Here is a 13586-nt window from a genome sequence, read left to right on the forward strand (position 1 = left end):
GTAAAAAAGACCTCTTGAAAAAAGACTTTAATGGTTAAACAAGGACTAAAAATCATATCCGAACAAAATAGGGGAGTGCGATGAGGGCGATGCCTATGGCGATAAGTAATGCGAGATTGGTGACAAAATAAGGGTAAAGACCAAACTCCATAGTAATAATACGGGATTATCAAACACCTTGAGTTCCTCAGTGGCTAACCTAGCTAGGCTTTGACCTTATCCTAGCGTCAAATTGGTTAATCGGCGTGTCGCTTGGTTCAGTCTAATCCTAAATCATTGGTAATTAAGCTTTGTTCATCTCATTCTCTGCTCTGAGGCTCAGCTTGATTCGCGCTATAGCTCATATAACTCTAAGGGTAGGCCGTCGGGATCGCTAAAGAAGGTGAATTTTCTGCCTGTGTATTCGTCAATGCGGACGGGTTCAACGAAGATGTGATGGCTATGAAGATGTTCGATGGCGGTTTCAATCGATGCGACGCGAAAGGCAAGATGCCTCAGTCCACAGGCTTCGGGATAGCTGGGGCGCTTGGGGGGAGTGTCGAATGAAAACAACTCGATTTGACTCTTATCCCCGAGCTGTAAATCGAGTTTATAGGAATTACGTGCCTCACGGTAATGCTCTGCGAGTACGCTAAGACCAAGAATAGTCACATAAAAATGTTTTGACTTTTGATAGTCGCTGCAAATAATCGCAACATGGTGAATGCCGAGTAACATCGCTTTCCTTTGTGATTTTTAAAGGGTAATCAAATAAGATAGAAAGGTTTGAGAGTATAACGGTTAAAAAATATAGCGTCACAGTTTAGCGTGACGCTATCGGTCGATTTCAATTTTTAGCTCACCTTGGCTTGTTGCTCGTTTAATCTTCCAGCTCGAATATGGCTGAAGACAACGGTGCAAGTTGCATCTGAACTAGACCTTCAGCTTCCTTAATGACTAACTTCGCCGCATGATCTTCGAGTAAATCCATAAGCGGAAACACGCCGTCCTTTAATTGCCACTGACGGATAAGCTCTTTGGGTAGCTTGAGCTGTAAGGTTTTTGATTTGGTCTGACTGAAGTTACTGACAATAATCAGCTTTTGAGTCTGCTTTGAGGTCCCAGATATCGCCTCGAAGCGGGCAAAAGCGAAGGTGCTGTCGTCATAGCCAGTTTCGTGCACGGCACTCTTTTGAGTATTTATATTTTGAGTGCTGTTATTTTCAGTCGTATCACCCTTGCTGCGATTTGCAGCATCGAGTGAATAGTATTGTCCTAACAGTGCGGGCGTCGTTCTGCCAGTGCTTAACGTTAATAGCTTTTGATAGTAAGCTCGCAGTGATGTTTCTTGCTGTGTCGATTGTCCACCATCAAACTTGCCATTGTTCATCCAGCGCTGATGGGCGGGGACACCAACATAGTCAAAAATACTGGTGCGTGATGCATGACCAAAGCCTGGATTGTCGATGGCGGCTTCTCCCACTTCTTGGCCAAAATACACTAACGTCGGTGAAGTACCTATCGTTGCCGACACTACCATGGCTGGCAGGGCATAGTTTGGATTTACGGCTTGGGTTTCTAGGGAGCTATTCGTTGGTCTATTTGTTTGTAGCGACGCTAAAAATGATGCATTACCAATACGTTGCTCGTCGTGGTTCTCTAAAAAGTGCAGCATGTGGGATTCAACATCGTGCACTTTTGCCTGATCCGCCGCGATATTAGCTGTGCTGGTTTTACCCGCCATCACGGCTTTTAGGGTGTCGTAAAGATCGACCTTATCGTACAGATAATCCATTTTTCCAAGCTGGATATAATCTCGGTATAACTTAGGGTTATAGACCTCGGCCAAGATAAAGGCATCGGGATTAGTGTGTTTTATCTGGCTGTTGAGGTAACTCCAAAACTCCACTGGCACCATTTCGGCCATATCGTATCGAAACCCATCGACTCCTTTTGCAAGCCAATATTGGGCAATCTGATTGAATTTAATCCAAGAGCTTGGGATCTCGGCTAAATGTTGTTGCCAGAAAGCGTAATGCTGCGCCTCAGTAAAAGTGGCGAATTTGGCTGGCAGGCGAGGGAAGTCATAGGTGCCATCTGGGCGTACGCCGTAATTGATTTTAACTGTCTCGTACCAATCATTAGCATCGGGCTTGGCTAAGCGTGAGCCATTTCCAGTCCACTTTGCGGGAAATTCGTCGAATTTACCGTCACTTAAGGGGTGAGTTTCTCCGCCCAGCGGTTTAAGCTCTGCGGGTAAGCTTGGCACCTCAAAGGTATGCGCTTGTCCTTTCGTTCCCTTCACACTGTTATCAACGACGTAATAGAAGTTGTTGTTTTTGCTGTACTCCAGACTGGTATCATCATCTTCGCCAAAATCGCGCACGCCTTGGGGTTTACTGACCGATTGATAATGGCGCGCCACATGGTTTGGCACGATATCAATAATCACCTTTAAGCCGTGTTGATGGGTACGGGCAATCAGCGCTTCAAACTCGGCTAAACGGTTGACAGGATTGACCGCCAGATCGGGGTTGACGTTGTAGTAATCTTTGACTGCGTAGGGTGATCCTGCGCGGCCTTTGACCACATCGGGATCATCCGCGCTTACGCCAATCTCACTGTAATCACCAATCAAGGCATGGTGCGGAACGCCCGTGTACCACACATGGGTGACGCCTAGGCCCTTGATGCTATTGAATGCAACATCGTCGATATCATTAAATTTGCCGACACCGTTGTCGGCAATTGTTCCCCAAGGTTTATTCGTTGGGTTTTTATTGCCATAAAGGCGAGTAAAAATCTGATATACCACAGGTTTTAGCGTCATAACCTCACTCTCAGACTTTGGCTGTAACTCATTATCAAGCGCCTGCGCCGATGCATTTGCCGATAAGCAAAAAAGCGAGGCAGTTAATAAAGCTGCACTAGATAAAGAGGCATTAAACAAAGACTGTAGACATAAATTGAGTGATGAATGCCGCGACTGTCGGCGCTGCGGGGCTTTCGCTGCTTTGGTCCGTAAAGCTGCGATGTAAAATTTAGCCGCTTGGGGGCTCTGAGTCACTCTGGAATCGATAGGCGATAAAAAGCTCAAGACTGAGTTCCTTTTTGAGTTGAGTTTTTCGCTAGGTTATTAGCGCTGTTGTTTGTACAGTTGTTAGTATGAGCGCGCGTTAAAGCGTTAGCCTGATTCCTCGTGAGCATTGAATCTTGGCTGCTCGGCAAGCCAGCATTCTGCGGCGACTTAGTCTTAGACTTAGAATTAGGCTTAAGCTCAAGGATAGTGACCCCTGCGTGGGACAAGGTTATCACTTGATTGAGTGAAACTGTTTTGCCACTGATGATGTCAGTAGCGGCGCCGCTATCGCCAAGTACACTGGCAAAGCGGTTTATATCTAGCGTGACTGCCTTGTCATTTTTATTGTAAATCACCATGACTTTATCGGCCGAGGGCTGAGTGCAGGCATTGTGTCGGGTTTGAGAATTGTTTTGTATTAGTGACTTAAGCGCCTCGGCATTCTGTTCAGATGATAATGGCGTATTTAATACACAACGAAATTGTACATAGACGCCATCCTGCGGCACAAAGTGCAGTAAATCGCCCGACTGCAGCGCAGGGGATTGTTTACGGTAATTCAGTAGGGTACGGACAAATTGTTGTGCTTGTCGCTGGGGTTCACTCAGTCCTTGGCCGGTAAAGGCGTTAGTGACACTGTTGGCAAATCCACCGGGGAAATCACTGCGTACAACGCCATCGTGACGGCCTTTTGTCGGGCTGGTCATTAATACTTCTGTGCCGTAGAACAGCTGCGGAATGCGTTTGGCGGTCAGCACATAGGTGAGGGCCATCTTGTATAAGTCGATATTTTCTTTCACTAAACTGAAGATACGATTGGTGTCGTGATTACCCTCAAATAGCACGAGCTGACTGGGATCGGCATACACAAGATCGTTGGCTAACATCTCGTAAAGCTTGATAAAACCTGTGTCCCAGCTTTCTGGCTCATTGAGGCTGGCAATTAATTTTTCATATAGCGGGAAGTCCATCAAACTGGGTAAATCTGAGGTATAACCATCGGCATTGATTTTGCCCTTTTGCCAATAGGACACTGTGATGGGGTTTGCGGTCCATTCTTCGCCCACAATATTAAAATTCGGGTACTCACTCATTACGGCCTTAGACCATTTAGCGAGAAATGCTTTGTCGGCGTAGGAATAAGTGTCTTCGCGTATTCCTGAAAGCCCGGCGTACTCGACCCACCAAATGCTGTTTTGGATAAGATAGGTTGCCAGTTTGGGATTGCTTTGATTCAGATCCGGCATAGTGTCGGTAAACCAGCCGTCGACAAAATCAATATGATCTTGCGCTGCCGCGTAGGGATCTTGCACTGTAGTGCGCCTATGACTGGTAAAACGGGGGCTGGTAACGCTGGATTTGGTATCGGCAGACTGAGTTAAGTCAGGCTTGGATTCGTGATTGTTTAGCGGCGTTTTTGTGGCGTTATTGAGCCAGTCTTGGCTAGGTAAATCGTTGAGCCACCAATGATTAGAGCCGATATGATTCACGACAACATCTTTAATCACCCCAAGGCCAAGCTTGTTTGCCTTAGCGACTAAGGCTTTATAATCCTTATTGCTGCCAAAGCGGGGATCGACGCGGTACAAATTGGTAATTGAGTAACCGTGGTATGAATATTGGGCTTGATTATTCTCAAGCAGCGGATTGATCCATAACTGAGTCACCCCGAGTTTCGCCAGATACGCTAAGTGCTGGCTGATCCCGGCGATATCACCGCCATGGCGAGCATCGGGATAATAGGGTTGGTTGGAATTGCTAGGAGAGTTCGTTGCGACTTGCTCTAACATATCGGCTTGATTGTCATTGCTCGTGTCGCCATTGGCGAATCTGTCCGGGGTGATAAGGTAAATCACATCCTTATTGCTAAACCCTTGGCGCTCACTGCTACCTTTAGCGCGCCCTTGCAACGTATAGGGCAGGCGATAAAGAGGCGTGTTGGTTTTTGAAGCGCTGGTTTTTGAAGCCAAGTCAGTGCTGGAAATTATTAGCTCAAAGGTTTGCGGCGCAGCTTGGCTCAGATCTAAATTGATAAACAGATAGTGAGGGTTATCAGTGTATTCAAGGCTTTTTAGCGTAATGCCTTGCCCTTGGATATCAACCTTAAGCTGCTGCGGTAAGCTAGGAAAATCGCGGCTATACAGCATCAACTGTAACTCAGGATTGTGCATCCCCGCCCACCAAAAAGCGGGTTCAAGTGTCAGGTCTTGACGCTGGCTTGATGTGCTTTGAAGTGGTAAAGAGAGACTGCTTGAACTTGCCTGCGCTGTGCTGGCAGAGGCGCCTAGGCTAAGCATAATCACTAAGGAAGTGGTGAGAGTCCGCAGGTTTAATATCATATTCTTTCCTTGTTGATTCAAATTTAAACTGCAAATTCAATTTATAAATCGATGAGTTAGTACACTCTTAACGTCAGTCGTAACTCTTAAGCCGCATTTATGCTTTATGTGTCGATAAGTGCGCTAAATACTGATCATGGGTAGGTAGCTTAGTGACGGTATTATCAATAATGGTGCGCATATTGCGCAGAAATTCACTCAATGCTTGCGGTTGAATGGTTGCCGCTAATGGATTGAAATCCCGAGGCCTAATGCCTTGCCCCAACATGACTTGAATCCATGCGGCTTCGGTAAAGAGTTCATCTTGATGTCTAAACACTGTGCCTGTGGCACGAAATAGGGCCATTTTTTGCTGTAAACTCTCTGGCAGAACCATGGTTCGGCATTGATGCCAAAACCCATTTTCCTGAGCATCTTCCCTTTGGTTTAAATGATAGTGCAAGATAATAAAATCGCGGATTTGTTCAAATTCAAGTTGGGACTGGCGATTAAATTCATCGACATTCGCTTGTGCAATTCCTTGATGTGGAAAGAGTTTACTTAAGCGAATAATCGCTGATTGGACTAAATGCAAGCTGGTGGATTCTAAAGGCTCTAAGAATCCACTCGAAAGGCCGATGGCGACACAATTTTTATGCCACTGTTTGATTCGTCGTCCGGTCGTGAAATTGATTTTCTTAGGTTCAGCCAAAGGCTTACCATCTAAATTACTGAGTAAAAGCTGTTTGGCAGCGTCATCACTGATATAGCGACTGCAATAGACTAACCCATTGCCTGTGCGGTGTTGCAGCGGGATCCGCCATTGCCAACCCGCATCATGGGCGATAGAACGTGTATAAGGCGTTATTGCTGGCGTTTTTTCGCAGGGTACGGCATAGGCGCTGTCGCAGGGGAGCCAGTGTTGGTAGCTATCGAAGCCAACCTTGAGCGCTTTTTCTATCAGTAGCGCGGCAAAGCCCGAGCAATCTATAAAGAAATCGGCTTTTACGGTTTGTCCTGTTCCTAAGATTACACTTTCAATATCGCCGTTTGGCGTGAGTTCAACCGCCGTAATTTTGCCTTCGATACGCTTTACTCCGAGTTGCTCACTGAAACGTCGTAAAAATTGGGCATAGAGCGCTGCATCGAAATGATAAGCATGAGTTAAGCCGGCAAGGGGAGAGTTTGGGATCTGCTGGAGTACTTGAAACTTATTGTGTTTTGCCGCTTGGTAATTAACCGAATAATCCCAAAACGAATTGACCTCTTTTGGGGAGGTGCTGAGCCAGTAATGATGAAATTGAGTAAAACCTATATCTTTACCTATATTGCCAAAAGCATGCATATAGGCTTCATCCGGTTTGCCCCAATTTTCGAATTGAATACCCAATTTAAACGTTGCTTGGGTGGCATTGATAAAATCGGCTTCGGAAATCCCAAGGACGTTATTGAATATTTGCAGTGGTGGAATGGTGGCTTCACCTACGCCCACTGTGCCTATATCTTCAGATTCAATCAGGGTGATATTCAGTGTTGATTTAAACAATCTTGCCAACATGGCCGCCGTCATCCAACCTGAAGAACCGCCACCGACAATGACGATATCTTTGATTTTATTCATGATATAAGCCTTTCATTTTATGATTAGTGGTGATCAATTAACGCAGATGAATGACTAGCCTAGTGGCTTGAAATGATAAAGTAAAAAAGCCTCTGTAACAGGTTACAGAGGCTTTAAGCCGTGCAGGATTAGAACTTATAGTTCGCGCCTAACATAAAGTTACGGCCATAGTTTTGGTAATCACGGACTAAACGTTGATCATCGCTAGTGTAAGAGGTGAAAGGCTCGTTGGTTAAGTTGTTCACTTGGAACTGAACAGATAAACCATACAGGGACTCAATACCACTTTCGCTAAAGTCATAACCGATTTGTGCATCAACCACAGTTTCCGCTTTGATGTTCACGTTTTCGCGTTGCAGGCTGATCTTTGTGACTTCACCTAGGAAGTCGCTGCGGTAGCGTGAGCTAATGCGTGCTTCAAAGCCTGAGTTTTCATAGTAGATCGTCGCGTTTAAGGTTTTTTCTGACAGACCTGGCAAGGTTGTTGGATTGCTGGTCGGGGTTTCCTTCACTTCACTGTCGTTGTACGAGCCGCTAATAACAGTACCAAAGCCACTTAACACATCGGCAAACATACCAAAGTCGACAGATACAGAGGCTTCAACACCTTGAACATAACCACCTTCACCGTTTTGAGGTTGGGTGACATCGCCAATCGGGTTATCAGTAGGCCCTTGTGGGAATAGGGTGCTGAAATCAAAGTCTGTATGTTGATCGTAAACGAAGTTTTCAAGATCTTTATAGAATACCGCTACCGAGAAATAACCTTGGTCGCTGAAATAGTTTTCATAGCTTAAGTCATATTGACGGGCCAACCATGGGCGTAACTCAGGATTACCTGCGTTACCACTCCAATTAACCATGCCACCGCTTGGGTTAGCTGAATAAGTGTAGTTTAGGTTGGCATTCATTTTGTCCATACGTGAACGGGTTAACGTGCGCGCTGCGGCTAAACGAACCACTTGGCTATCGGCGACTTCGAAACTTAAGTTAACGCTTGGCAGCCATTCAACATAGGAATCACCCGCAGTGCGCGGTGTTAACACCACTAAGCCATTTTCAACCGTTGCCACTGTACCGTCAGAGGACTGATCGGTATGAACCGCTTGTAAGCCTGCGTTACCAGTCAAAGGAATACCAAATACTTCGGATTCAAGGTTGGCCATCACATAGCCCGTTGTCACTTTTTCCTGTACAGCCCAAGAGTTAGTGGCGCGAGAAAGATCCACATCAGCGACGTCAGTTTCTGTATAGTTACCGTCATTGTAGAAAGCCAACGAGTCGTAACTTAATACATTGCCCATGCCAAAGAAGTCGAGTGACGTTGGTGCAAGTAAGTATTGATCTGGTACTGCCATAGTGTAATTGGCAGAACCGTCATAACCTTTGAGTGTCAGGTAATAACCTTTATCTAATTTGGTTTTATCGCGATTAGTACGATTCACACCAAACTCAACGCTACGAACGGCACCGCCATCGAGCACATATTCAGCGCTTAAACGGAAGGATTTTAGCTCATCCTCAATTTCAGGCTTGTTGATAAAGCCGTCTTGAGTGTTAGCGCCTAGCGGGCTACCCCAACCGAGTGGATCGCCAAGTTTGATCAGGTTTTTATCAGAATAATCGAGGTTATGGTCAAATACATAACCGCCTTTACCATTGTAAGCAAAGCCTAAATCGTCAACCGCACCCACACCTGTACCGCGGCCAGTTCCTGAGTAACTTTCCATACCTATGTCAGTACGGTTAGCTCTAGACATGGAGATATCGGCTTCAACATTCCAGTTATCATTGATGTTGAATTTGTTATTCCAGCCAATAGAAAGAGAATCCGCATCACGTTTGTTCACGTCGTTACGGATAACGACTTCAGCGCCATTAATGGCACCAGCTGTCATTAATCCATCACTCACTGTAGGAGAAACTAGTCCACCATTAGTACCCCATGCACCAGGGATTTCAATGCCTCGTAGGCGTTGATCATCGGTAAATTTAGAGTAGTAAATGTCTAAGGTTGAGTGGAAAGTGGTATTTGGTGCATATTCAAATACGGCGAGCACACCATCACGTTCTAATTCACTTGAGCGAACGAAGGGCTTGGCTCCACCTAAACCTTTAAATCCAGCAGCTTCGCCAGGTACACCATTATAATCGGCATTGGCGTTATAAAACTCTTGGCCATTATCAATGTGCTTATATAAATCTGGGTAACCCCAAGCTTGCCAACGTTCTTCTTGGTTAGGTGACATCATGCGAGCATAACCAATGGCGACACCAATAGTGTCATCGGCGAATTGGTCAATATAAGAGATACTGCCGCGGTAGCCTGTGTCACTTGAGCCGCTGTTTAATGAACCTAAATCGTTCATTTCGCCGCGTAGCGAAACGGCAATCGTTTGTTCACCGTGGGCTAAAGGACTGATTGTTTGCATATCAACCGTACCGCCGATGGCTTGCGCCATCACAGAGGCATCGGGTGTCTTGTAAACCACAACGCGATTTAATAACTCAGATGGATATTGGTCGAATTCCACACTGCGGTTATCGTTTACAGAGGCTTGTTCGCGACCATTTAATGTGGCGGTAGTGAAGTCAGGGCCCATACCGCGGATAGAAATTACGTTGGCGCGACCATCGAGTCGTTGTGCCGATACGCCAGGTAATCGTGCTAGAGATTCTGCAATACTGACATCAGGTAATTTACCTATGTCTTCCGCTGAAATGGCTTCAACGATAGAAGAAGATGACATCTTAAGTGATTGGGATTCTTGCAAGCTACGACGAATACCAGTGACTTGAATCACTTCAATATTTTCATCTTTAGCTGTCTTATCTGTCGCCGCTTCATCTGCCGCATAGGAGTGCATACTCGCACCTGCGGCAATGAGCGCTAAGGTTAGCAAACTGGGTTTAAATCGCATCATATCTCTCTTCCCCTTGGAGTCGCTTTATCGCTTTGTAGAGCGTTTTATCGTTATCACCGCGTTATGTTTGCGGCCTTTTTTTTTGGTATCTGGGCGCTTAATTGACTGCATAAGTGCTGCGTTTATGACCAAATTGTTATGCAACGGTGAAGATACTACTCCCGAGCTTCTTGGCGGAACAACAGAGTGCATACGTATTCAATGCCTCGTTGAGTTAAGAATAGCCGTTAACTGAGGGAAATCTCATGGAGTAAAATGATTTTGTTTTGCAATTAAGTGTTTGTTAGTAAATGGTAAAGTGAGTTACATCTCAATGTGATTTATGGAGAGGTCTTCTGCATACGTATGCAGGTGTATTGAACCTTATTTCCCTCTTCACGTATGCTCGGTGACACAAAATAAGCCGCGATACCTTTACTCTGCAGTAACAAAACGATAACTGTTTGCGTGAGTGTGTTAGGGAAGATCGCTGTAGAATAACGATAGAGGGGCAACAATGAGTGAGTTAACTTGGTGGCGTGGTGCGGTGATTTACCAAATTTATCCGCGTAGCCTTTTAGATACGAATGGTGATGGCGTTGGTGATTTACGTGGCATTATCACTAAGCTTGACTACATTGCGAGCCTCAATGTCGATGCCATCTGGATTTCACCTTTCTTTAAATCGCCCATGGCAGATTTTGGCTACGACATCAGTGACTACCGCGAAGTTGACCCTCTTTTTGGCACTATGCATGATTTCGATGAATTGATTGAAAAAGCCCACGGCTTAGGCATTAAGGTCATTATCGATCAAGTATTAAGTCATACCTCTGATCAGCATGCGTGGTTTGTTGAAAGCCGCGAGAGCCGAACGAATCCCAAAGCGGATTGGTACGTGTGGGCCGATCCTAAGGAAGATGGCACAGCGCCTAACAACTGGCTCGCGATTTTTGGCGGTTGTGCTTGGGAATGGGAACCGCGCAGACAACAATACTATTTACATAACTTCCTGCGTAGCCAGCCAGATATCAATTTCCATAATCCTGACGTGCGCCAAGCTGTGCTGGATAATGTTGAATTCTGGCTTAAAAAAGGCGTTGATGGCTTTCGCTTAGATGCGATTACCTTCTGTTATCACGATGAACAGCTCAGGGACAATCCGGCAAAACCTAAGGATAAACGTCAGGGCCGAGGTTTCAGCGAAGATAACCCCTACGCCTATCAATATCATTACTACAATAATGACCGTCCGCAAACTATCGCGTTTATCGAAGATTTACGAAAGCTTATCAATCGTTATCCAGGTGCGGTGACCTTAGGTGAAGTGTCGGCCGAAGACTCTTTAGCTGTGATGGCGGCTTACACTAAGGGTGAAGATCGCCTGCACATGGCCTACAGTTTTGAGCTATTAACCGACGATTACAGTGCTGCTTATATTCGCCAAACCGTAGAAGCATTAGAAGCGAGCATAGGTGATGGGTGGCCTTGTTGGGCTATCGGTAATCATGATGTGCAGCGCGTGGCGAGCCGTTGGGGGCAGGGCAAACAGAATTCAGACATGGTCAAAATGCTCAATGCCATGCTAAGTTCACTGCGCGGTAGTGTGTGTAGTTATCAAGGTGAAGAACTCGGTTTAACCGAAGCGCCGATTGAATACCATGAGTTGCAAGATCCCTTTGGCAAAACCTTCTGGCCTATGTTCAAAGGCCGTGATGGTTGCCGTACGCCAATGCCATGGCAGCAAGGCGCCGATTTTAGTGGTTTTAGTGAGGTATCGCCTTGGCTACCGATAGCACCTGCACATCAAGCGTTAGCGGTGGATGTACAAGAATCAGATGCTGATTCCATGCTTAATGGTTATCGACGTTTTCTTGCTTGGCGTAAATTACACCCAGTGCTGATTGAAGGCGATATCCAGTTTGTGGATACCAACGAGCCCATCTTGGCCTTTATCCGCACCTTAGGAGAGCTCAAAATATTCGTCGGATTCAACTTAGGCGGTACTAATGTTGAGTTGGATTTATCACAGTTGGAATTGGGTGAAATATTAACGGGACATGGCCTGAAAACCGCACAAATAGAACACAATCAGCTGAAGTTTTCGGCATTTACCAGCTTTTATGCAGTTTTAAACTGAAAATGATTCATTTTTATTCGGCTGAGGTGTTATATACCCAAGCCCACTATTCGACGTAAAGCCGCCCACGGGCACACTGGGGAATGTAACCTTACTGAGTTCCTGATAATAAAAACATACAGAGAGAATAACTATGGCGTCATCAATTAATACCGGTAGCTACACGAGCAGCACTGGCGAAAATGGGTCGGGCAGTTATCGTTTTGCCTTGATCTCATTGACTTCACTGTTTTTTATGTGGGGTTTTATCACTTGCTTGAACGATATTCTGATCCCGCATCTTAAAGCGGTTTTTTCGCTGAATTACACTCAAGCCATGTTGATCCAGTTTTGTTTCTTCGGTGCTTACTTCTTAGTGTCGATCCCTGCCGGTAATTTAGTGAAAAAACTGGGTTATCAAAAGGGGATTGTTACTGGTCTTGTGATTGCGAGTATTGGCTGTGCGCTGTTTTATCCTGCGGCCACGCTAGCGACCTATAATCTGTTCCTTGGCGCGTTATTCGTTTTAGCATCGGGCATCACTATCCTACAAGTGGCAGCCAACCCCTATGTTAACGCCTTAGGCAGTAGCGAAACTGCCTCGAGCCGTTTAAATTTAACACAAGCTTTCAATGCGTTAGGTACAACAGTCGCACCATTCTTTGGTGCTATGTTAATTCTTTCTGTCGCCAGTTCTGTATCAAGCGATTTAGCCCACGCAAGCGCCGAAGCCGAAGTGGTAAAACTGCCATACCTGTTACTTTCTGGCGCCTTGGCTATTTTAGCGCTGATTTTTGCGAAATTAGATTTACCTGTGATCCGTGAGCATGATGAAAGTGTTCAAGGTGAAGTCCAAACCCATCTAGGTAAAACCAGTGCCTTGCAAAGCAAGCACTTAGTGCTCGGCGCTGTGGGTATTTTCGTGTATGTCGGTGCCGAAGTGTCTATCGGTAGCTTCTTGGTCAGCTTCTTAGGTGAAAGCCATATTGCCGGTATGCCAGAAGCCGAAGCCGCCCATTACATCGCCTATTACTGGGGCGGCGCTATGGTGGGACGTTTCATTGGCTCTGTGGTGATGCAAAAAGTGCCTGCTGGCTCAGTGCTTGCCTTTAATGCCTTTATGGCGGCGCTACTTGTGGTTGTGGCGATGACAACCAGTGGCAGCATTGCTATGTGGGCAATCCTTGGTGTGGGGTTATTTAACTCGATTATGTTCCCAACGATCTTCAGCTTAGCGCTGCGTGATTTAGGTCCACACACTTCACAGGGCAGTGGCATTCTGTGTCTGGCAATTGTGGGTGGTGCGATTCTACCTTTATTCCAAGGCATGTTAGCGGATAACCTCGGCGTGCAACTCGCCTTTATTCTGCCCGTGATTTGTTATGGCTTTATCTTGTTCTATGGCTCTAAAGGCTCAAAAATGTAACGGGTTAACTGGCTTAAACTAAAAAGCGATCCCTTTGGATCGCTTTTTTTATGGCTTTAACCTTAACTCAGCGCCAGCGTGCTTGCGTATTAGGGCCTGACCTCCTATGATCCTCCGGTTTTATCATTCATGGTGACCTTT

At 45.8% G+C, this 13586-nt stretch carries 7 protein-coding genes; 2 read left to right on the forward strand and 5 right to left on the reverse strand.

Annotated features, from left to right (window positions below; genetic code table 11):
* Positions 1–333 precede the first annotated feature (333 nt).
* The 5 genes from gloA2 to Q4Q50_RS08495 all read right to left on the reverse strand — a co-directional run bounded on the left by gloA2 (position 334) and on the right by Q4Q50_RS08495 (position 9921).
* Positions 334–717 (reverse strand): SMU1112c/YaeR family gloxylase I-like metalloprotein, encoded by a 384-nt coding sequence (gene gloA2 / locus Q4Q50_RS08475; RefSeq protein WP_311899046.1) that lies wholly within the window; start codon positions 715–717, stop codon positions 334–336.
* 142 nt (positions 718–859) lie between these two features.
* A complete protein-coding gene (locus Q4Q50_RS08480; RefSeq protein ID WP_311899047.1) occupies positions 860–3076 on the reverse strand; it encodes an alpha-amylase family protein in 2217 nt (738 codons plus the stop codon).
* Complete coding sequence (locus Q4Q50_RS08485; protein ID WP_311899048.1) at positions 3073–5397, reverse strand: glycoside hydrolase family 13 protein; 2325 nt, start codon at positions 5395–5397, stop codon at positions 3073–3075. Before Q4Q50_RS08485 ends, Q4Q50_RS08480 begins: the two co-directional genes overlap by 4 nt.
* Positions 5398–5494: 97 nt before the next feature.
* Positions 5495–6997, reverse strand: coding sequence for a tryptophan halogenase family protein (locus Q4Q50_RS08490; RefSeq protein ID WP_311899049.1), 1503 nt, complete (start codon positions 6995–6997; stop codon positions 5495–5497).
* 128 nt (positions 6998–7125) lie between these two features.
* The gene (locus Q4Q50_RS08495) at positions 7126–9921 is read right to left on the reverse strand and encodes a TonB-dependent receptor (protein WP_311899050.1); all 2796 of its coding nucleotides are present in this window, start codon (positions 9919–9921) and stop codon (positions 7126–7128) included.
* A 496-nt stretch (positions 9922–10417) separates the two neighbouring features.
* Here Q4Q50_RS08495 and Q4Q50_RS08500 point away from each other — a divergent pair, with 496 nt between their 5' ends.
* Both Q4Q50_RS08500 and Q4Q50_RS08505 read left to right on the forward strand, forming a co-directional pair.
* Positions 10418–12040 carry an alpha-glucosidase gene (locus Q4Q50_RS08500; RefSeq protein ID WP_311899051.1) on the forward strand — a complete coding sequence of 541 codons (1623 nt, stop codon included), beginning with the start codon at positions 10418–10420 and terminating at the stop codon, positions 12038–12040.
* 133 nt (positions 12041–12173) lie between these two features.
* Entirely contained in the window at positions 12174–13445 is a 1272-nt protein-coding gene (locus Q4Q50_RS08505) for a sugar MFS transporter (RefSeq protein WP_006087299.1), read from the forward strand.
* Positions 13446–13586 lie beyond the last annotated feature (141 nt).

This window comes from Shewanella scandinavica (assembly GCF_031932065.1).
In the GTDB taxonomy this organism is placed as follows: domain Bacteria; phylum Pseudomonadota; class Gammaproteobacteria; order Enterobacterales; family Shewanellaceae; genus Shewanella; species Shewanella baltica.